The sequence below is a fragment of the Ferrigenium sp. UT5 genome (assembly GCF_045866295.1).
In the GTDB taxonomy this organism is placed as follows: Bacteria; Pseudomonadota; Gammaproteobacteria; order Burkholderiales; family Gallionellaceae; genus Sideroxyarcus.
Genome location: NZ_BAAFRY010000011.1, coordinates 52,956 through 71,570 on the forward strand (window position 1 = coordinate 52,956; position 18,615 = coordinate 71,570).

Annotated in this window: 23 protein-coding genes; 6 read left to right on the forward strand and 17 right to left on the reverse strand. The window is 58.8% G+C overall.

Features of this window, described 5'->3' with window-relative positions; genetic code table 11:
* Nucleotide 1: 1 nt before the first annotated feature.
* From ACKTSJ_RS05880 to dsrA, 14 genes are all read right to left on the reverse strand, one after another.
* On the reverse strand, nucleotides 2-604 hold the full coding sequence (locus ACKTSJ_RS05880) for a DUF4202 domain-containing protein (RefSeq protein WP_407898314.1): 603 nt from the start codon (nucleotides 602-604) through the stop codon (nucleotides 2-4).
* Nucleotides 601-2,064 (reverse strand): cobyrinate a,c-diamide synthase, encoded by a 1,464-nt coding sequence (locus tag ACKTSJ_RS05885; RefSeq protein ID WP_407898316.1) that lies wholly within the window; start codon nucleotides 2,062-2,064, stop codon nucleotides 601-603. The genes ACKTSJ_RS05880 and ACKTSJ_RS05885 overlap by 4 nt, the downstream gene beginning before the upstream one ends.
* 35 nt (nucleotides 2,065-2,099) lie before the next feature.
* Complete coding sequence (nrfD, locus tag ACKTSJ_RS05890) at nucleotides 2,100-3,287, reverse strand: NrfD/PsrC family molybdoenzyme membrane anchor subunit (RefSeq protein ID WP_407898318.1); 1,188 nt, start codon at nucleotides 3,285-3,287, stop codon at nucleotides 2,100-2,102.
* Nucleotides 3,288-4,004 (reverse strand): sulfate reduction electron transfer complex DsrMKJOP subunit DsrO, encoded by a 717-nt coding sequence (dsrO, locus tag ACKTSJ_RS05895; protein WP_407898320.1) that lies wholly within the window; start codon nucleotides 4,002-4,004, stop codon nucleotides 3,288-3,290.
* Nucleotides 4,001-4,372 carry a hypothetical protein gene (locus ACKTSJ_RS05900; protein WP_407898322.1) on the reverse strand — a complete coding sequence of 124 codons (372 nt, stop codon included), beginning with the start codon at nucleotides 4,370-4,372 and terminating at the stop codon, nucleotides 4,001-4,003. The genes dsrO and ACKTSJ_RS05900 overlap by 4 nt, the downstream gene beginning before the upstream one ends.
* 116 nt (nucleotides 4,373-4,488) lie before the next feature.
* Entirely contained in the window at nucleotides 4,489-6,459 is a 1,971-nt protein-coding gene (locus ACKTSJ_RS05905) for an NAD(P)-binding protein (protein ID WP_407898324.1), read from the reverse strand.
* 23 nt (nucleotides 6,460-6,482) lie between these two features.
* On the reverse strand, nucleotides 6,483-8,015 hold the full coding sequence (gene dsrK / locus ACKTSJ_RS05910) for a sulfate reduction electron transfer complex DsrMKJOP subunit DsrK (RefSeq protein WP_407898326.1): 1,533 nt from the start codon (nucleotides 8,013-8,015) through the stop codon (nucleotides 6,483-6,485).
* Nucleotide 8,016: 1 nt separating this feature from the next.
* Nucleotides 8,017-8,742, reverse strand: coding sequence for a respiratory nitrate reductase subunit gamma (locus ACKTSJ_RS05915; protein WP_407898328.1), 726 nt, complete (start codon nucleotides 8,740-8,742; stop codon nucleotides 8,017-8,019).
* 86 nt (nucleotides 8,743-8,828) lie between these two features.
* Complete coding sequence (locus ACKTSJ_RS05920; protein WP_407898330.1) at nucleotides 8,829-9,164, reverse strand: TusE/DsrC/DsvC family sulfur relay protein; 336 nt, start codon at nucleotides 9,162-9,164, stop codon at nucleotides 8,829-8,831.
* Between the two features lie 28 nt (nucleotides 9,165-9,192).
* Complete coding sequence (gene tusB, locus ACKTSJ_RS05925; protein ID WP_407898332.1) at nucleotides 9,193-9,489, reverse strand: sulfurtransferase complex subunit TusB; 297 nt, start codon at nucleotides 9,487-9,489, stop codon at nucleotides 9,193-9,195.
* 8 nt (nucleotides 9,490-9,497) lie between these two features.
* Nucleotides 9,498-9,863, reverse strand: coding sequence for a sulfurtransferase complex subunit TusC (gene tusC / locus ACKTSJ_RS05930; RefSeq protein WP_407898334.1), 366 nt, complete (start codon nucleotides 9,861-9,863; stop codon nucleotides 9,498-9,500).
* 9 nt (nucleotides 9,864-9,872) lie between these two features.
* Nucleotides 9,873-10,232 (reverse strand): sulfurtransferase complex subunit TusD, encoded by a 360-nt coding sequence (gene tusD, locus ACKTSJ_RS05935; RefSeq protein WP_407898335.1) that lies wholly within the window; start codon nucleotides 10,230-10,232, stop codon nucleotides 9,873-9,875.
* Nucleotides 10,233-10,248: 16 nt separating this feature from the next.
* Complete coding sequence (dsrB, locus tag ACKTSJ_RS05940) at nucleotides 10,249-11,346, reverse strand: dissimilatory-type sulfite reductase subunit beta (protein ID WP_407898337.1); 1,098 nt, start codon at nucleotides 11,344-11,346, stop codon at nucleotides 10,249-10,251.
* A gap of 11 nt (nucleotides 11,347-11,357) precedes the next feature.
* On the reverse strand, nucleotides 11,358-12,653 hold the full coding sequence (gene dsrA, locus ACKTSJ_RS05945; protein WP_407898339.1) for a dissimilatory-type sulfite reductase subunit alpha: 1,296 nt from the start codon (nucleotides 12,651-12,653) through the stop codon (nucleotides 11,358-11,360).
* 313 nt (nucleotides 12,654-12,966) lie between these two features.
* Between dsrA and ACKTSJ_RS05950 the strand changes: the two genes are divergently transcribed.
* From ACKTSJ_RS05950 to ACKTSJ_RS05975, 6 genes are read left to right on the forward strand one after another with little or no spacing between them, the layout of a single operon-like run.
* Nucleotides 12,967-13,182 (forward strand): DUF6967 family protein, encoded by a 216-nt coding sequence (locus ACKTSJ_RS05950; protein WP_407898341.1) that lies wholly within the window; start codon nucleotides 12,967-12,969, stop codon nucleotides 13,180-13,182.
* A gap of 7 nt (nucleotides 13,183-13,189) precedes the next feature.
* Nucleotides 13,190-13,786, forward strand: a complete 597-nt coding sequence (cas6, locus tag ACKTSJ_RS05955) for a type I-MYXAN CRISPR-associated protein Cas6/Cmx6 (protein WP_407898343.1) — start codon at nucleotides 13,190-13,192, stop codon at nucleotides 13,784-13,786.
* A 37-nt stretch (nucleotides 13,787-13,823) separates the two neighbouring features.
* The gene (locus ACKTSJ_RS05960; RefSeq protein WP_407898345.1) at nucleotides 13,824-14,153 is read left to right on the forward strand and encodes a TusE/DsrC/DsvC family sulfur relay protein; all 330 of its coding nucleotides are present in this window, start codon (nucleotides 13,824-13,826) and stop codon (nucleotides 14,151-14,153) included.
* 10 nt (nucleotides 14,154-14,163) lie between these two features.
* On the forward strand, nucleotides 14,164-14,646 hold the full coding sequence (locus ACKTSJ_RS05965; RefSeq protein WP_407898347.1) for a sulfurtransferase TusA family protein: 483 nt from the start codon (nucleotides 14,164-14,166) through the stop codon (nucleotides 14,644-14,646).
* 7 nt (nucleotides 14,647-14,653) lie between these two features.
* Nucleotides 14,654-15,256, forward strand: coding sequence for a hypothetical protein (locus ACKTSJ_RS05970; RefSeq protein ID WP_407898349.1), 603 nt, complete (start codon nucleotides 14,654-14,656; stop codon nucleotides 15,254-15,256).
* Nucleotides 15,257-16,126, forward strand: coding sequence for a TauD/TfdA family dioxygenase (locus tag ACKTSJ_RS05975; RefSeq protein ID WP_407898351.1), 870 nt, complete (start codon nucleotides 15,257-15,259; stop codon nucleotides 16,124-16,126). It begins immediately after the preceding gene.
* A 137-nt stretch (nucleotides 16,127-16,263) separates the two neighbouring features.
* Here the strand turns inward: ACKTSJ_RS05975 and ACKTSJ_RS05980 are convergent, their stop codons facing one another.
* Genes ACKTSJ_RS05980 through ACKTSJ_RS05990 form a run of 3 tightly spaced genes read right to left on the reverse strand, consistent with a single transcriptional unit; the run spans nucleotide 16,264 to nucleotide 18,319 of the window.
* Complete coding sequence (locus ACKTSJ_RS05980) at nucleotides 16,264-17,523, reverse strand: OmpP1/FadL family transporter (protein WP_407898353.1); 1,260 nt, start codon at nucleotides 17,521-17,523, stop codon at nucleotides 16,264-16,266.
* Between the two features lie 57 nt (nucleotides 17,524-17,580).
* Nucleotides 17,581-18,048, reverse strand: a complete 468-nt coding sequence (dsrE2, locus tag ACKTSJ_RS05985) for a sulfur carrier protein DsrE2 (RefSeq protein ID WP_407898355.1) — start codon at nucleotides 18,046-18,048, stop codon at nucleotides 17,581-17,583.
* 43 nt (nucleotides 18,049-18,091) lie between these two features.
* Nucleotides 18,092-18,319 (reverse strand): sulfurtransferase TusA family protein, encoded by a 228-nt coding sequence (locus tag ACKTSJ_RS05990; RefSeq protein ID WP_407898357.1) that lies wholly within the window; start codon nucleotides 18,317-18,319, stop codon nucleotides 18,092-18,094.
* Between the last annotated feature and the right edge of the window lie 296 nt (nucleotides 18,320-18,615).

Consider the following 18,615-nt stretch of genomic DNA (forward strand, 5'->3'; position numbering starts at 1 on the left):
GTCAGCCCTTCACTGCCTTGAGAATCAGCGGCACCAGCGCTTCGGGCAGTTTGATCTTGCCGGACAACGCGAACTGGTGGGCGCGCTCCGACATCTTGTCCCAGGTCTTCTTGATGATGACGATCCACTTCGCCTCGTCGTATTCCGCATGCTGCCCGGCAAAGGCCAGCATGTAGTGCTCGATGAACGTGAGGTCCACCACGTCTTCCATCAGTTGCGTTTCGGGGTTGGTCTTGAGTTCCTTCTTGCCGACGATGGTCTTCACGCGGTCTATCATCGCGTCGTCATAGCCGACTTCCTTCATCAGCCGGCCTGCCGTCTCGGCATGGAACTTGTACAGGTTGGTGCGCCACAGCATGTAGCCCTTCTTGTCCATCGGATAGTCGCTGCGCGGGCTTTTCCAGCGCTGGATGTGCTGCGCGCGGCAGGCGAGTTTCACCGCCTCGGACGCTTCCGGTGCAAACCGTTCCTGCATCTCGCTCATGCGCTGCGCGTAGAGCAGCTCCTTGGGGTATTCCTTGCCATCGCAGACTTCCTTGTTGGGGTCTTCCGCGTTGGCCTGGTCGAATGCCGCAATCGCGGCCTGGTACAAATGGTTGTTCATATAACGTTCTCTTGGGTTGGGATTGAATGCGATACCTTGCAACGGCGCACACATGCGACAAAGCGCGTGGCCCAGTAGCAACTGCCGATGGTGCGCAGGTGCGTATAGGAGGCCAGCAGGTTGTTGACGATGATGCCGTCACGCTTGCCGTCGATGCCGAAACCGCGCTCGACATGGTAAGCGAAGCGGCAGTCTTTGGGCAGGTTCTCCAGACTCGAATAGTGGAACTCGTGCGCGCGAATTAAAAAATTGCTCTTCTCGTTTGCGCTTTCTCCCGCTTGCGGGGGAAAGTTGGATAGGGGGAAATACTGAAGCGGTTTTGGGCGCGGCCAGGGATGCGCGGCGTCCTCCCGCAGATGCACGTAGCCGCGACCGACGGGCTTGGCGTGCATCTTCACGTCACCGGGAATCGCGCCGACCATGTCGAAGGTGTGCCCTTCGTAGGCGATGCTGCGCGACAGGTACATCAGGCCGCCGCACTCGGCGTAGGCCGGCAATCCGTTGGCAATGGCCTGCCGGATCTCGCCGCGCAAGCTGGCATTGGCTTCCAGTTCGGCCGCACAGGTCTCGGGGAAACCGCCGCCGATGTACAAGCCATCAACCTTGGGCAGATGGGCATCGCGCAAGGCATCGAACGGTACCAGCTCGGCTCCCGCCGCCTGCAGCGCATCGAGATCGTCAGCGTAATAGAAGCCGAAGGCGCGGTCGCGCGCGATGGCGATGCGCACCTTGTCACCGGAAGACATGGGCTGCACCTCGGCGGTATGCGGCACCGGCAATGGCGCCTTGCATGACAGGGCGAGCAGCTGGTCCAGATCGACCTGCTCCGCGATGGCTTCACCAATCTGCCTGATCTTGGCGTTCGCCACATGCGATTCGTTGCTGGGCATCAGGCCGAGATGACGTTCGATGATACTCAAGCGCGCATCGTGCTGGATCGCGCCGACCACCGGCACATCGGTGTAATGTTCGATGACCTGACGCAGTTTGGATTCATGGCGCGAGCCGCCAAGATTATTCAGGATGACGCCGGCGATATTGATATCCCGGTCGAACGCCTGGTAACCGAGGATCAGCGGGGCAATGCCGCGCGTCATGCCGCGCGCGTCGATGACCAGAAAAATCGGCAGATCGAGCAGTTTGGCCAGCGCGGCATTGCTGTTGCTGCCGTCGAGCGACAGGCCGTCGTACAAGCCCTTGTTGCCCTCGACCAGATTCACTGCGCGGGCGTGGCGCGCAAAGGTCGCCACGACATCGGCGTCTTCCATCAGATACATGTCGAGATTGCGGCAGGGATGCCCGGCGGCCTGTGACAACCACATCGGGTCGATGTAGTCCGGGCCTTTCTTGAACGGTTGGACGGCATGGCCGCGCGCGCTCAAGGCCGCGCACAGGCCGATGCTGACCATGGTCTTGCCAGAAGATTTGTGCGCGGCTGAAATCAGCATCCGGTTACTCATGGCCGCCACCTCAATCGCGTTTGCGCATGCGCAAATCAGTGATGATCGACTTTTTTCGGGATTTCGTGCGGCACGAAATCCAACACACGAATCCCGATGGCCGTGATCATGAACGCCACGCCGATCCCGCCAAACCCGAGCAGGGTCTCGAACAGCGAGGGGTGGTAGGTGCCGATCATGCCGTCGCCAAAGGTGCTGCTCACTTCGTAACCGTGGAAAATGTCCAGCGGGAACGCCTGGCCGCCGATGATGAAGACATAGAGGAACGCGAAACCGCCCAGAATGATGGCCAGCGAAGCGCCGATCACGCATTTCGTCTTGCCCAGAGACGGATGGAAAATCAGCAGCAGCGGCAACAGATTGCCGATGACGACATAACCCCACCAGAAGAGCTGCGGATAGATGCCGCCGTCGCGCAGGATGAAGTATTCGAAGGCGCTCTGGCGCGAAAAATACAGATTGGTGAGGTGATAGGCCGCCACGAAATACAGGGCGGCAACCACGAATACGCCCATCAGGTTGCGCATGCGCTTCTGCACATACTCGTCAAGGCTCGTGCCGTTCCACGCATAGATTGCGGATTGCACCAGATGAAAAACCGCAATCCCCCAGGCGAAAGACAGAATGATAAACATCGGCGGCAGGATGGCCGAGCCATAGGCCTGGCGCGCGCCGAGGAATGCGAAGATCAGGCCGGTGCCGGTTGTCAGTACGAACCGCCAGACGAACACCAGCAACCCTGCCGGCTTCGACCACGGGTACATGCTTTTCTCCATCATCGTCCACAGGTACACGATGACCGAGGCAAACAGGCCGGAATAAAGCAGGACGTTCCAGGCAAAAACGGAGGTCGGATTGTAGTTGGTGGCCGCGACGATGACGCGATCCGGGCGCCCGAGGTCCAGCATCAGCACCATCAGGCCGCCCCCCAGCATGGCGATCGACAGCAATCCCGCGAGCGGGCCGCGCGCCTTGTAGGCCGGTTTGTTGAACACCGAACCAATCGAGGAAACATTCAGCACGCCCGATGCGGCGACAATCAGAAAGATGGCGAACACGTGCGGCATGCCCCACACGATCTGGTTGTTCATGCCTGTGACGATGTGACCGTGCGACTCCATCTGGTGCACAGCGGCGAGGCCGGCGAGCACCATCAACGCGGCGGCGGCAAGCAACAGGTAATACAGCGGGCTTCTCAACTGGTTGGGCGAGGTGTATGACATTTATATCCCCTGGTAACGGACGCCCGGATTCAGATGCAGATCGGCACGAATCTGGACGCTGGCGACGGTGCGCAATTTCATGGCAATCTCGCTGTTAGGATCATTCAGATCGCCAAAGAGGATGACATTGTTCGGGCAGGCTTCGGCGCAGGCGGGTTTCCCGCCCTGGTCGATGCGGTGCACACACAGAGTGCAACTTTCCACCGTGCCCTTGCCGCGCGGCACATCCGGATTTTGGTCGTGCAGCGGTTCATGCACAAAGGAGCGTGCCTTGTACGGGCAGGCCATCATGCAATAGCGGCAGCCGATGCAGCGGTGCTTGTCCACCAGCACGATGCCGTCGGCCCGCTTCATCGAGGCATTGGTCGGACAGACATCGACGCAGGGCGGATTCTCGCAGTGCTGGCACATCATGGGCAGCGACAGTTCGCGCCCGGTGCTGATGTCCTTGAGCTCGATCTTGCGTATCCATTGCGAATCGGTGGCTGCGATCCCCCCGGACAAACCGTTTTCCTTATTGCAGGCCGTGACGCATTCATTGCAGCCGGGCTTGCATTTCGCGGTATCGATCAACATGCCCCAGCGCACTTTGCTGCTGGCGCCTTCCGCCTTGCCGTGGGCAATATCGAACAGCAGCATGCCGGGGGCCACTGCCACTGCCGCAGCGCCCACCGAGGTCTTCAGGAAGCTTCTGCGCTGTGTATTGATCTCGCTCATTTGGCGTTCCTTTGCTGCAGCCATGCACTCTTGCGCGTACCGGAGTGGCACTCGAAACAATCCAGCTTGACCGCCTCGTATTTATGGCAGCCCACGCAGAAACTGTCCTCGCGCGCGATCACGCTGTCATCCTGCACGCTGGCATGACACTCGATGCAGTTCTTGAGACTGATCTCTGCGTCGCGCACCCCGCGGCGCAATGCTTCGTCGCGCTGGTGCTTGAGCAGATGCATGTGGTTCTTGCGCATCCACTGCGTATCTTTCACGCATTGCCCACCCTTGCCGATATCCAGCTTGGGCGCCGACGACCCTGCCGCCCAAGCGCCGGTAGAGGCGAACAATAATATCGTCAGGAGAATTTTTATCATTTCATTTCCGCCACAGATGAACACGGATGGAACACGGATAAAACCGCAGGATACCCATTAAGGCTGTTTCGCTTTTCATCCGTGCAATCCCTTGTCCATCCGTGGCTGGTCAATGTTCATTCACCCAAGCCCATCTGGATGTAACCGGTCGGACACACATCGGCGCAGATATGGCAGCCGATGCACTTGTCATAGTCGGTGGCCACATAGCGTCCCAGCGTGGCTTCCGACTTCTTGACGCGGTACACCGCAGTCTGCGGGCAATACACTACGCAGTTGTCGCACTCGAAACACATGCCGCAACTCATGCAGCGCTTGGCTTCGGCCACCGCTTCGGTCTCGTTCAGCTTGCCCAGGCGATCATCGAAGTTGCCGAGCGCACTTTCCTTGTTGAGCGTGATCACGCCGCGTTTGTTGCGCGGTGTGAAACCGAAGTGCCCGAGGAACAGCTTGTCGTGCGGAATGATGTAGCGGTCGGAACGGTTGTCGAAGTTGTGCACCGCAACATTGCTGTTGCAGGTGCCGCGCAGGGGTTCGTGCGTCTCCTTGATCTCGAGCCCCTTCTCCGCCATCTTGCGCATCAGATCGAACTGGTGGGCATCGATCTTCGGACGTTTTTCCAGATCGATACCCAGCAGGAAGTTGTGGATGCCATCCGCGGCGATCGAGCCGTGGCCGATGGCCGTCGTCAGCAGGTGCGGACGGATCACGTCGCCGCCGGCGAACACCCCGGATTGACCGCTGACCACATAGTTGCGGTCGGCCGTGACCGCCCCTTTGCCGTTGTTGAATGCTTCTAGGCCGGTAAAATCCACGGCCTGACCGATCGCGGAGACGATCAGGTCTGCCGGGAGATCGCGCTCGCTGCCTTCCACGTTCTTGATTTCCAGCTTGCCGCCGACAAACTTGGCCTCGCACTGGATCACGCGCAACGCGGTCGCGCGGCCGCTCGCATCGCGCACGATGCCGACAGGCGCCAGCCCGCCGGTGATGGTGATCCCTTCCGCCTGCGCCTGCTCGATCTCGTGCTTGTTGGCCTGCATTTTCTCCACGGGGAACACCGAGGTCAGCGTCACTTCGGCCCCTTCCTTGGCCGAGATGGTTGCCACGTCCTGCGCCAGGTGCCCGGCGATTGCGGCTTCCGCATCGGTCGGGTTGGCGTGCTTGATATGGCCGAGGCGGCGCGCCACGGTCGCCACGTCGATCGAGGTGTCGCCGCCGCCGACCACCACCACGCGCTTGCCCACGTGCTGCAACCTGCCCTCGTTGAAGGCTTTCAGGAATGCCGTCGCGGTCACGACGTTGGGCGCTGCCGCATCCGCGATCGGCAAGGCACGACCGGACTGGGCGCCCATGCCAAGGAAAACCGCGTCGAATTCCTTGCGCACCTGCTCCATGCTGATGTCGGTGCCCACGCGCGTTTTCAACCGGGTTTTTACCCCGAGATCGAGGATGCGCTGGATTTCCGCATCCAGCACTTCGCGCGGGGTACGGAACCCGGGAATGCCGTAGCGCATCATGCCGCCGAGCTGTTCGTGTTCGTCGAAGACGGTGACGTCATGGCCTTTCAGGGCAAGCTGGTAAGCGCAGGACAGGCCGGCCGGCCCGCCGCCCATGATGGCAACCTTTTTGCCGGAGGGCTGAACATTCGGCTTGTTGTATTTGAGATTATTGGCGATCGCGTATTCGCCGAGGAAGTGCTCGACGGAATTGATGCCGACATGGTCTTCCACTTCGTTGCGGTTGCAGCCGCTTTCGCAGGGAGCCGGGCAGACGCGCCCCATGACGGAGGGGAACGGGTTGGCCTCGGTCAGACGCCGCCAGGCATATTCCTGCCACGGCATGGCGGGTTTCCCGTTCGCACCGACCGGCGGTTTCTCGGTGCCGCGCACGATGGCCAGATAGCCGCGAATGTCTTCACCGGCAGGGCAACTCCCCTGGCACGGCGGAGTGGACTGGATATAGGTCGGACACTTGTAGGAATAGCTCGCCTGGAAGATCTTTTCATTCCAGCGTTTAATCCGGCTGTCGCCATCCTTGTAACGGCGGAATGTGAGCTTTTGCGGGGTTTCGATTGTTGCTGACATAGTTTCTCCTGCCTCCAGTGAATTTAGCGCTTGTCGCCCAGAATGATTGCGTTGCTGACCAGTTGATGCACGCCTCCGACCATCTTGCGATCGAACCCGTAATAGGGCGCGACCTTGGTAAATTGGGTCTTGCAGATGGCACAGATCAGGGCAAGGAAATTGACGCCCTTATCATCGACCACCTGTTGCAGCGCCTCCATGCGCGGCAGCGCGCCCTTGACCCGCAGATCCATCAAGTCATCGGTCAGCAGACCGCCGCCGCCACCGCAACAGAAAGTCTGTTCACGCGTGGTATGCGGGTCCATCTCGACAAAATTGTTTGCCACCGCCCTGATCACACTGCGCGGAATTTCGAACTGGCCGCCCGGGCGATCGCCCATGCGCGAACCGCGTGCAACATTGCAGGAATCGTGGAAGGTGATGACGTGCTTGTCATTTTTCGATTTATCGAAAGACAGCGCACCGCGCTCGATCATGTCGAGGGTGAACTCGCAGATGTGGGTGGGCTGGCGGTAGCGGTGGTCGAGTTGTTTTTGCAGCATCTGCGCGAAACGGTCATTCTCGTCCGCGCCTTCGCCCACGCCGCTCAAGGTGTTCCAGAAACTGTAGGCCACCCGCCAGGCATGACCGCACTCGCCGACCACGATGCGCTTGACGCCCAACTCCAGGGCGGCCTGGCGAATGCGCAAGGCAACCTTGCGCAGTTGCTCGTAGTTGCCGATGAACAGGCCGAAGTTGGCGGCTTCCGAAGACATCGAGGAGAGCGTCCAGCTGGTGCCGGTCGCGTGGAACACCTTGGCATAGCCGATCAGGCTGTCGATGTGCGGCTCGGCAAAGAAGTCGGCGGAAGGGGTGATCAGCAGCACTTCAGCGCCCTTGACATCGATCGGGAAACGCACGTCGATGCCGGTCGCTTCCTTCACATCCTCTTCCAGCCCCTCCATGGTATCCGTCAGCGCGGGACCGGGCAGGCCGAGGTTGTTGCCGATCTTGTGCACCTTGCCGATAATCTCGTTCGAATATTTCATCCCCATCCCGACTTCGGCCAGAATTTCCCGCGCCGCCATGGTGATCTCGGCGGTATCGATGCCGTAAGGGCAGAACACCGAACAGCGCCGGCATTCGGAGCACTGATGGAAATAGTTGTACCACTCGTCCAGCACTTCGCGCGTCAGATCGCGCGCGCCAACCAGTTTGGGGAACAGTTTCCCGGGCAGCGTGAAATAGCGGCGATAGACGCTGCGCATCAGATCCTGGCGCGCCACCGGCATGTTCTTCGGATCTGCCGTGCCGATGAAGTAATGGCATTTGTCCGAACAGGCACCGCAATGCACACAGGCATCCATGAACACCCGCACCGAGCGGTACTTCTCCAGCAATTCGCCCATCTTGGCGATGGCCTTGTCATGCCAGTCCTCGACCAGTTGCCCCGGGAAACCGAGCGCCTCCTGCAGCTTTTCATTGGCGGTGTACGGCCCCTTCCCCTCCATCGCGCCGGGAATCAGCTTGGGGATGATGGGGATGGTGCGATAGGCCGGTGCGGTGATGTCCGCCATCTCAATTCTCCGATTCCATTTTGCTACCCCACCCGCTCAAGTGCCGGTGTTCGCGGGGATTGTCGGTCTGGTTGCGGGTGGGCGAGAAAAACACACCCGGTGCGTGCAGCAGCTTGCTGACCGGGAACAAAGCCAGCAAGGCGATGACCAGTGACAGGTGCAGCAGCAAGACCGGATCCGCAGGCAATTGGCCAATATCGAACCCGAGCCAGCCGGTGAAGAACGACTTCACCGCGATCACGTCGGTATGCAGCACGAACTGCATCAGCAAGCCGGAACCGGCAATACCGATGAGCAGCACCAGCCAAAGGTGATCGGACGGCGTCGAAATGTAACGGATGCGTTCGACAAAAATCCGGCGCACCCAGAGCCCGCACAAGCCGAGCAGCATGGTGATCCCCGCATACAGGCCGAACGGCTGGATCAGGGCAACCCAACCCCAGACGGGTTCGGTGAAATAACGCAGATGGCGCATGAGTACCAGCGCGAGACTGGCATGGAACAGCCAGCCCATGGACCATATCCACAGATTGGCCTTGAACAGGCTTTCAAAGAACACGACTTCGCGCGCCATGCGCAGCACTACACCGCCCCCGGTTGTCGGTGCCGGTGTTGTCGGGATCTTCAGTGGCGCGGGCGTCCGCGCATAAATCGCGATACGCGAGAGTAATCCCACGACAAAAAACAGCGTCGCAAGATAAAACAGAATTGCGAAGAGTACGCTCATCGTTTTGGTCTATTCGCTTGAAAGGGACATCCGGGGACGGGGGCGAGGATGGACAGGGTCCAATCCTCGATCCCCAATCCTGCTTTTTATACGCAGCCGGTCGGTTTCGGCAGCCCGGCGATCTTGCACGCCTGCTTGCCGGGACCGTACGGGAACAGGCCGTACAGGTATTCGCTGTTTCCTTTATCCGCGCCCAGTTTTTTGCCGATCGCCTTGGTCAGCACACGCACCGCCGGAGCGATCTGGTATTCATCGAAATACTCGCGCAGGAAATTGATGACTTCCCAGTGTTGTTCGGTCATGTCGATGCTTTCGGTCTTGGCGATGTAATTCGCCACGTCGGCATTCCATTCGCCCAGGTTGACCAGATAGCCTTCTTCGTCTGTTTCGTACGATTTGCCGTTTACCTCGATGCTTGCCATGCTATTTTCTCCTCACGTGTATTGCTGATTAAAGCCAGGATTGGCAATTCTTGTTATTGGCCGCCAGGTCGACAAAGCCGGCATAGTCCACCGGCGATACGCCGTCGATGATCCTGTCCCCGAGGCCGCGCGCCTCAAGGTCGGGCAGCAAAACATGAATCTTGAACTTCCCCGTCGCGCCCAGCACCTTTGCTTCCATCGCGCTCCCGCGCGTGGCCGCATAAACGCCATCCTCAATCAGCAGAATGTCGCCGCCAGTTGCGGTATTCAGGCAACTCTCCAGCGCGACGCTGGTCATGGGCGATTTGTTGATGATGTGTAGCATGTATCCCCCTAGAAACTCAAGATCACGTCTTGTTCATCCATCAACGCGCCCAGTTCGGCGCGGCTCAGGACCGTCACATCGACCAGCAAATCTTCCTCGCTCAATCCGCGTGCTGCCAATGCCTCTTTTTCGACATACAACTTTTCAATATCGTAGTCTTCCAAGGCGCGGTAGGCAGGAGAAAAATTCTTGGTCTCGATGCCCTTGGTCTGCTGGCCCTTCTTGAGTTGATAGACGCCGTCATCAAGGAAGGCCAGCGACACATCCTGGTCGAAAGCGGCGGTGATCAACACCACCTCCAGCGATTCGAGGGCGTAGATCGTGCCGTAGGGAGCCTTGCGGTTGACGAACATGAATTTTTTAGCGTTGCTCATCTCGCCCCCTCAATCGCCGAAGGTGACCAGGCGGTCACACTTGATGCCGGCCTCGACCAACTGCCCCAGACCCGAGATGCGGAAACCCTGCGCAAGATTCTCTTCCTTGATCCCGCGCCGCAATGCCGCCGCAACGCACACCACCAGATCGACCTTGTGCTCTTCGGCCAACTTGCCCCAGCGGTTCACGATATGGCGGTCATCCTGCGGCGGCTCGGTGAGCCGGGACGCATTATTGACCCCATCGTGGTAGAAGAACACGCGCCAGACCTCATGCCCTTTGGCAATCGCCGCCTTGGCAAAGAGGTAAGCGGAGTCGCTGGCCTGATGCTGGTACGGCCCCTCGTTGACTACAATTCCGAACTTCATTACCTCTCCTTTTCAATCAGAAACGGATATGCGCCGAAGCGTTCAGGTTGTAGCGGGAACCGCGCCAGTCGTCGATCAGGTACTTGGTGAAAGGCAAGCCGGTCTTCTCGAAGAAGCGCGGCCAGCCGATACGGTCGATCCAGTCGGCGAGGCGCTCCCACGGACGCGCGTCTTCCTTGTACACAGTGAGAATCTTCTTCACCACGGCGCCGACTTCCGGCCAGCGCGGCGCATTGTTGGGCAGCCCGGAAGCCACCATTTTCATGAAAGTCGGTTTGCCGCGCGCATTGGAATTCTTGCCACCGACCCAGATCGCCAGCTTGGAATTCTCCGGATCGTTGATCTGCATCGGCGGGCAGGGAGGGTAGCAGGCGCCGCAGCACATGCATTTTGCCTCGTCGATCTCGAGCGAAGGCTTGCCGTTGACCATCGCGGGACGGATGGCCGCCACCGGACAACGCGCGACCACGGCGGGACGCTCGCAGATATTCGCCACCAGATCGTGATTGATGACGGGCGGTTTGGTATGCTGCACGATGACCGCAAGATCGGCCTGGCCGCCGCAGTTGATTTCGCAGCACGAGGTCGAAAGGTGCACGCGGTTCGGCATCTCTTCACGCCGGAATTCGTCATACAGCTCGTCCATCAGCGCCTTCACCACGCCCGACGCATCGGTGCCCGGAATATCGCAATGCAGCCAGCCCTGGGTATGGGCGATCATGGTGATCGAGTTGCCGGTGCCGCCGACCGGGAAGCCGTTCTTTTCCAGCTCGGCAATCAGCGGATTGACTTTCTTCTCGTCCGACACGATGAACTCGATGTTGGAACGGATGGTGAAACGCACCCGGCCTTCGGCGAACGTGTCGGCGATGTCGCACAGCTTGCGAATGGTGAAGATATCCATCTGGCGCTGCGTTCCGGCACGCACTGTCCACACCTCGTCGCCCGTATGCGAAACATGGTGCAGCACGCCGGGACGGGGACGGTCATGGTATTTCCAGTTGCCGTAGTTCTTCGCCAGCAACGGGTGCAGGTATTTCTTGTTGTCGGGAACCCCGGTTTCCTTCGGCTTGCGCTTCTGGACGGGGGCTGCAGCTTGAACGGCTTGGTTCATTGTCTATCTCCTCAGGCAGCTTGTTTTTTGGCTTTGATCTTGGCGACTTCCTCATCCCATCCGTCAGTGCGGACGTAGGGGTTCATGCGCGGCGAATTGACCATCGCCGGATCGACATCCAGTTCCATCGCATCGAGGAAGTTGGCCAGGCCGATGCGCTCGATCATTTCGCCGGTGCGTTCGTGCTCCAGCGCATTCTCGGCAAAGAAATCGATCGCGCGCTGGCCGAAATCGATCAGCTTTTCCCGATCCTCTTCGGTGTCCAGCTTCATGAACGGGATGACCACGGTACCCATCAAACCGCCGATCTTGAGGTGGCTCTTGCCGCCCATCAGCACGGTCGCGCCCTTGTCCTTGCCGGGTGCCAGTGCGCCGGTCATCACATTGATGCAGTGCATGCAGCGCACGCAGTCCTGATTGTTGATCTCGATGGCGTGCGTATCGTTCACCGCCACGCTGGAGATATGCTCGCCCTTTTTGATCTTGCCGATTTCCTTGATCTGGAAGGTCTTGGTCGGGCAACGCGCAACGATATCGTTCACCAGTTCGTCCATGCCGTGCTTGGCGAACCATTTCTTCGCCAGCGCCTCGTCGGTACGGATGTTGTCGCGCCAGGTGCCGATCACGGCCATGTCGGAACGCTGGATCGCGTTCATGCAATCGTTCGGGCAGCCGGAAAACTTGAACTTGAACTTGTAGGGAAGCGAGGGACGGTGGATATCGTCAAGGAAGGTGTTCAGCACCGCGCGATGCGCGCTGGCTTCGTCGTAGCAGGACTGCTCACAACGCGCCGCACCCACACAGGACATTGAAGTGCGCACGGCCGGACCGGCACCGCCCATGTCGAAACCCATCTCGTTGATCTCGTCGAACGCTTTCTGCACGTTGTCGGTGGTCGCCCCCTGGAACATGATGTCGCCCGACTGGCCGTGGAACGCGATCAGGCCGGAGCCGTGCTTTTCCCAGATGTCGCAGAATTTGCGCAGCGTGTCCGTGTCGTAGTGCATGCCCGGCGGCGGCATGACGCGCAAGGTGTGGAACTCGGCCGCATCCTTGAACTTGGGCGTGCCGTCCGCATTCTTCAGTTCGGTGAAACGCGGGATCACCCCGCCGCCGTAACCGAACACGCCGACGGTGCCGCCCTTCCAGTAGCCCTTCTTGGTCTTGTAGGATTCTTCCAGTTGCCCCAGCAGGTCAACCACATAATCCTTGTCCTTGGCCAGATGCTTCAGACCGGTGACAAAGCTGGGCCACGGGCCGCTTTCGAGTTGATCGAGATTGGGTGTGTCATGCAGTTTCTTTGCCATAGTGTTTTCCTTTCAATTCAATCGCGTTACGCCAAATGACTGCTTGCATGGCGGCCTGGAATTTCGGATACGTATGGGTTCTGTCCCTTGCGAAACGACCCAGATTCTTTCTGGTTGGGGATACTACGTGGCAAGTTCCGGGGTAACCATACCCCGTAGCGGCTATGCAAAATAACCCTAATGGGTAGGCAATTTCGCTACCCGGGTAGTATTTCAAAGTACACCACATTCCGGATAGACTGGCTTAACTGTCCACAGCTGTCCAACTGCTGTGTTGAGCGCAGACAACGTCGGCAAACCGGAGAAGCAAAGCATGACCTCGATAATAGAGCTGGACAAACTTACCGTTCCTTTGGGCGGACAACAGATCGAACTGCAGCAAATAGACAACGCCGCAGGCGGCATGAGCCTGTTGCGGATACGCATTCGGGAAGGCAAGCGTTTCACCATTTTCGATATCGACGCGCAAACCGCGGAACGATTGGCCGCATCCATTCAAGCCTGGGTCGCGCACCAGGCCGAAAAATGAGGACTGCATGCAAACTATCGCAATGACCGAAATCTCCATCGCCCTCAACGGCACGACCCTGCCGCCTGGCTATCCTTTCGCGCTGTGGGAAGCGCTGGTCAGACACCAGCCCAGATTGGCCGAGTCTTCCGCCGTGGGGATCGTACCTTTGCGGACTGCGGCCAATGAGGGCAAATTGCTGTTGTCCAAACGCACCCGACTGTTGATCCGTCTGCCCGAGGAGATGGCGGATGCCGTCGCCGCACTCAACGGAAAAATGCTGGAGATCGACGGCCACCGGCTGCAACTCGGCAGCGTCGAAGTGCGCGGATTGCAGCCCTACCCGACCCTGCACGCGCCGCTGGTCAGCGGTGGCGCGGATGAGATTACGTTCATGCGCGGCATCCGCGCCAGTCTGGATGCCATGGCCATCGGAGCCGGCCTGATCTGCGGCAAGCGGGTTACGCTCAAAAGCGCCGCACGCGAAATCAGCGGCTACAGTCTGGTGGTGCACGACCTCAAGCCGGAGGAATCGCTGCGGCTGCAAGGCAATGGGTTGGGAGCGGAAAAATGTTTTGGCTGCGGCGTGTTCCTGCCGTACAAGGCCATTACCAGTCTGGAATGAAATATCGTTGCGTTAACTCAATCAGAAGGAGGATAAGATGGGATATGTAGTCGCAGGCAATGAACTCGAAACCGATGACGATGGTTATCTGCTGCAACCCGATTACAGCGAAGAAGTGGTCAATGTGATCGCGGCGGCCGAAGGCATCGAATTGACGCCCAGACACTGGGAGATCATCAATTACATGCGCGATCAATACCGCGAGCACGGGCACACCCCGCATTTCCGCAGCATGTTGAAGGACATCAACGAATTCTGGCCGGAAGCAGACAGCAAGGCCGTCTATGACCTGTTCCCGATGGGGCCGGCCAAACAGGCCGCCAAGGTGGCCGGACTACCCCAACCGCTGGGCAAAGGCGGTTATTAAGGAGATTGAAATGGGAATCGAAATGGTCAACGTGGTACTCGACATGAAGGGGCTGTCCTGCCCGCGTCCGCTGATCGGCGCCAAGCGCATGATGGACGAATTGAGCGAAGGCCAGGTGCTGCTGCTGGTTTCGGATTGCCCGGGCACGCCCGACGACCTGTTCGCCTGGGCGCAACAGACCGGCAACCGGATCTTGAAATCCGAGAAGATGGAAGACGGCGGCACCGGCTACCACATTCAGAAAGGCGAAGCGGCCAGCCGCCTCAAGGCCAATGTTTCGCTGGACATCCGTGGTGCCGTTTGCCCCGGCCCCATTGTCGAAGCCAAAAAACTCCTGAACGGCATGCAGCCCGGCGAAGTGTTGCGCCTGGTCAGCGACTGTCCGGGCGTGGCCTCCGATATCGGCGGCTGGGCCTCTGCAACCGGCATGACCCTGCTGGAAACGGTGGAAGCCGGTGCCGGCGTGCACGAGTTCTATATCCGCAAGGGTTGAGGCAACCTTGGCCATCCGCATCAAAAGCCGCTGGTTCAAAGAAGGGCGCGCCCGTTCGCCGCAGGAGCTTTCGGACGCGCTCGCCTTCACGCTCTGGCGGATCGCCGACAACGCCCTGAAGAACACGCGCCAGGCAAGTTTCGAGATCGAGGTCGGCCCGCAATATCTCGATTTCCTGCGCGAGTTTCTCATCTTCCTCGTGCTGGTGTCAGACCGCATCGTCTATCTCCAGCTGGAAGCGGAAGACCGGGTCGTTTTCACCGGCAATCTGGCGAACCGAGTCGGCGACACCTATGCCGAGAATCGCAGCCGCCTGCTCGATGAAGACCTGAAAGGCTGCAAGCAGGCATTCATCGACCTGCTCAACCAGCGCGCGGGCGAATATGCCGAATTCGGTTACGACGCGGCCGGCCCTGACTATCACTTCTACCGCTACCTCGCCTGGTGCATCGGCAATGTGTTGACCGAGGAAGATGCCAAGTGGGCGATCGACCCGCTGATCACCTTCGAAGCCCCGGAAGCCGTGCAGATGGTGGAAAAGGCCCTGCGCGGTCTGTCCGAGGCCGAACCTCGCCCGGCGCGCCGACGCGAGTCGGTGAGTGGCGACTGAATGGCCTCGCCTTTCGACCTGAACGACGCTGAAAGCTACCGGCGCTGGCGCGAGCATAAACTCGCGACTGCGCCGGCTTCGATCGACGATCTCATCGTCGAAGTGCGCGACCCGCGCGCCCTGACCCCGTCCGAACATGCCGCACTGACCGAACGCATCCGCCGTTGCAACATGGCGATCTACGCCAGCACGATGTTCGGGGAAGACACCGAACTGCCGCGCCTGCTCGGGCGCCAGTTCGGCCTGCACCGTCTCGATGCCAACTGGCTGGCGGGAGAGGATGGCGTTTCTTCCATACAAGTGGTCAGCGATGGCACGCGCCAGCATTACATCCCCTATACCGACCGCCCGATCAAATGGCATACGGACGGTTATTACAACCCGCCCGAGCGGCAGATCCTCGCCATGGCGCTACACTTCGTGCGCCCCGCAGCCAGCGGCGGCGAGACCCGTTTGATGGATCATGAAATGGCGTATCTGTTGCTGCGTGACGAGAACCCCGCCCATATCGCCGCCCTTTCGACAGCGGACGCGATGACCATCCCGTTGCGCGAGGACGAGACCGACGGCGTGCGCGACGCGCAGAGCGGGCCGGTATTCTCGACCGATGCCGGCGGCAACCTGCACATGCGCTACACCGCGCGCACGCGCAGCATCGAATGGAAACAGGATGCTGCCACACAGGAAGCCGTCGCCGCGCTGGCGCGCCTGCTGGCAGCGGACACCCCCCACATCTTCCGGGGTCGCATGGAAGCCGGCACGGGGCTGCTATGCAACAACGTGCTGCACGAGCGCAGCGCCTTCAGCGACGATCCCGGCCATCCGCGCCTGCTCTACCGCGCGCGCTACCTTGATCGCATCAATAACTGATAGATGCGTATTCTTTTTCCTGTGGGTCGGGCTTCAGCCCGACCCACATGAGAAACCGATCTCTTTCTTCCTGGCATAAAAAATCCCGCCCTCTGTCAACGAGGGCGGGATTTCAAAACAACTGCGGTCAGACCAGGTTACAGCTTCCAGCTATAGGCGACACCAAGTGAATCCTGATACATCTTGATGTTCGCTTCGCCACCACCTTGCCCTGAAGGAGGTGCCCCTGGAGCAATCGAGCCGGAGCCATTGATTGTCGTCTCGAAGGCGTGCATGTAACCAACCGACAGTTCCGACTTGTTTTCCAGCGTCCAGGTCGCACCCAAGGTCAGGTGATTCTTCACCACCCCCGGCGCCAGGATATTGAAGAATGTCTGACTGCTCGGAATCTGCTGGTTATTGGTGCTGAACCCCGCACGCAAGGTCAGTTGCTTGTCATATTCGTGACTAATCCCGAATTTGTAAGCCGTCATGTTTTTCCAGCCAAAACCCGCGCCGTTTGCCGCACCCAGCGGCCCTCCCTGTGCGTTGGTATTGGCGATCGACTTGATGTCGCCATACTGAACCTGCTGCACATCGAACCCGATGACGGTTTGCGGCAACGGCCTTACTGCGATCCCCGCGCCATAAGTGGCGGGGATGTCAAACCCGCCGCCCTGCGCAAACAGACCGGCATATTTTTTAAACTTCTGCATGTTCGTCTTGCTCTGGTATGTCGCCCCCAGGCTGATCATGTCGGTAACTTGACCGGTCCAGCCGATATGCACACCGTAGCCAGCTGAGCCATCGACTCCATTGTTGGTCACGTGGTTTGGATCGCTGGACAGCGCTTGAAAGGGTTGCAATCCCTTGGCTTCGAAGATCTGGTAAGCCAAATTGAGCGAGACGCCGACGGCATTGTGCTCGCCCAGTTTGAACGCCACCGTGGGCGCAACAAAAAGTTGCGCCAGATTCACGCCGGCCGGACTGGAGCCGCCGAAAGCGGTGAACGGGCTGTTCTTGTAGTCGGTATTCATGCCACCGTTGCCATAGACGGACACACCGAGCGACATATCCGGACGGATCATTTTGTTATAACCAAATTCAGGAATCGGAAAGACGCTGGTGTCATTGCCCTTGTAGGTGCCATCCAGGCCGGCCCCATTGCCAGCCACACTGGATTGGCGTTGCGGGCGGAACAGGTCCAACCCGACATCCATGCGGTCGCCCAGCAGTGCCATTCCGGCGGGGTTAATCGCCGCAGCGATCGAGTCTTGTGGCAAGGCATACCCCACCCCTGCCATTCCTTTGGACTTGATCCCGTAGCCATGGGCAAAATATCCGTTGGTGGCCTGCGCGTATTGCGTAGCCAGTGCACCTAGTACGAACAAAACAACTGCTGATTTGCTGAATTTCATCGTTCTCTCCCTGATTGAGTGGACATATTCACTATGGGTACAACGTGTTGCAACAACTTAGATGAACAGACAAATGTCCGCATCGCCTGCAAAAGCCATAAACGTCGTGGCACCGCCATATTCACACTGCTCGATGAATTCGCTCTTGTCGAATTCGAACAGATCCACCGTCATCTGGCAGGCGATGAATTTCACATCCATTTCCAGGCACATGTCGCGCAATTCCTCCAGCGTAGCCACCCCATGCTTGGCCAATTTCTGCTTCATCATCATGGTCGCCACGGATTCCATGCCTGGCAACGCCTGCACCAACACCGGCATCGGGATAGGCATCGGCATGGCGGGATTCGCCAGCGGGCTGATCTTTACGTCGGACAAATCTTTGCGCAACAAGGGTAAACCGTAAAACGTGAAAAACACCTGCACTTCATAACCCAGTGCCGCCGCAGTCGAGGCTAGGATGAACGGCGGATACGCCATATCCAGCGTGCCTTTGGTGGCGATGAGCGCCATTTTTTTAGCCATGGTGCTTGCTCCTTGAAAATTGCATCTATTGGAATAATCGGTTTTATTTCTTCTTCATGTAGAAAACAAATTCGCCGTTGGCCTCTTCCTGCCCCAGCAGCGTATTCCCGGTTTGTTCGGCAAAGGCGGCCATGTCCTTGACGGAACCGGAATCGGTCGAGATGACCTTGAGCACTTGATTGGAGGTCATATCGTTCAAGGCTTTTTTCGTCTTGACGATGGGCAATGGACAGGACAGGTTGCGCGCGTTCAGTTCTTTGTCAAAATTCATGCTCGTTTCTCCTTGGAAGTGTTAATCAAGTTACAAAAAATGTGGCGTCCCTAAACCTGACTTGCATTATAGGAATAAGCCGCCCTGAAACGTCCATAACCATGAAGGGTGGAGCAAGATAGCTCATAGGTGTTAGACATTCGCGCAAGCAGCGATGACCCTGCTGGTGCCGCAAACCCGGGGCGGGTCAAGTCCAAAATTTGCTGTAAATTCGATTCAGTAAATCTGCTTTCTCTCACCCGTTGAGCGCAATTACCTTGCTATCTTCGGGCGGGTTTTTTCTGGCTGCTGCCCAT

Excerpts from the sequence above, each read along its gene's own strand:
- ACKTSJ_RS05905 (WP_407898324.1), bottom strand. The coding sequence starts at position 6,459 with ATGTCAGCAACAATCGAAACCCCGCAAAAGCTCACATTCCGCCGTTAC.
- tusC (WP_407898334.1), bottom strand. The coding sequence starts at position 9,863 with ATGAGCAACGCTAAAAAATTCATGTTCGTCAACCGCAAGGCTCCCTAC.
- tusD (WP_407898335.1), bottom strand. The coding sequence starts at position 10,232 with ATGAAGTTCGGAATTGTAGTCAACGAGGGGCCGTACCAGCATCAGGCC.
- dsrE2 (WP_407898355.1), bottom strand. The coding sequence starts at position 18,048 with ATGGCTAAAAAAATGGCGCTCATCGCCACCAAAGGCACGCTGGATATG.
- tusB (WP_407898332.1), bottom strand. The coding sequence starts at position 9,489 with ATGCTACACATCATCAACAAATCGCCCATGACCAGCGTCGCGCTGGAG.
- ACKTSJ_RS05965 (WP_407898347.1), top strand. The coding sequence starts at position 14,164 with ATGGGAATCGAAATGGTCAACGTGGTACTCGACATGAAGGGGCTGTCC.
- nrfD (WP_407898318.1), bottom strand. The coding sequence starts at position 3,287 with ATGTCATACACCTCGCCCAACCAGTTGAGAAGCCCGCTGTATTACCTG.
- dsrB (WP_407898337.1), bottom strand. The coding sequence starts at position 11,346 with ATGAACCAAGCCGTTCAAGCTGCAGCCCCCGTCCAGAAGCGCAAGCCG.
- ACKTSJ_RS05960 (WP_407898345.1), top strand. The coding sequence starts at position 13,824 with ATGGGATATGTAGTCGCAGGCAATGAACTCGAAACCGATGACGATGGT.
- ACKTSJ_RS05880 (WP_407898314.1), bottom strand. The coding sequence starts at position 604 with ATGAACAACCATTTGTACCAGGCCGCGATTGCGGCATTCGACCAGGCC.
- dsrO (WP_407898320.1), bottom strand. The coding sequence starts at position 4,004 with ATGAGCGAGATCAATACACAGCGCAGAAGCTTCCTGAAGACCTCGGTG.
- ACKTSJ_RS05950 (WP_407898341.1), top strand. The coding sequence starts at position 12,967 with ATGACCTCGATAATAGAGCTGGACAAACTTACCGTTCCTTTGGGCGGA.
- ACKTSJ_RS05900 (WP_407898322.1), bottom strand. The coding sequence starts at position 4,372 with ATGATAAAAATTCTCCTGACGATATTATTGTTCGCCTCTACCGGCGCT.
- ACKTSJ_RS05975 (WP_407898351.1), top strand. The coding sequence starts at position 15,257 with ATGGCCTCGCCTTTCGACCTGAACGACGCTGAAAGCTACCGGCGCTGG.
- ACKTSJ_RS05885 (WP_407898316.1), bottom strand. The coding sequence starts at position 2,064 with ATGAGTAACCGGATGCTGATTTCAGCCGCGCACAAATCTTCTGGCAAG.
- cas6 (WP_407898343.1), top strand. The coding sequence starts at position 13,190 with ATGCAAACTATCGCAATGACCGAAATCTCCATCGCCCTCAACGGCACG.
- dsrK (WP_407898326.1), bottom strand. The coding sequence starts at position 8,015 with ATGGCGGACATCACCGCACCGGCCTATCGCACCATCCCCATCATCCCC.
- ACKTSJ_RS05990 (WP_407898357.1), bottom strand. The coding sequence starts at position 18,319 with ATGAATTTTGACAAAGAACTGAACGCGCGCAACCTGTCCTGTCCATTG.
- ACKTSJ_RS05920 (WP_407898330.1), bottom strand. The coding sequence starts at position 9,164 with ATGGCAAGCATCGAGGTAAACGGCAAATCGTACGAAACAGACGAAGAA.
- dsrA (WP_407898339.1), bottom strand. The coding sequence starts at position 12,653 with ATGGCAAAGAAACTGCATGACACACCCAATCTCGATCAACTCGAAAGC.
- ACKTSJ_RS05915 (WP_407898328.1), bottom strand. The coding sequence starts at position 8,742 with ATGAGCGTACTCTTCGCAATTCTGTTTTATCTTGCGACGCTGTTTTTT.
- ACKTSJ_RS05980 (WP_407898353.1), bottom strand. The coding sequence starts at position 17,523 with ATGAAATTCAGCAAATCAGCAGTTGTTTTGTTCGTACTAGGTGCACTG.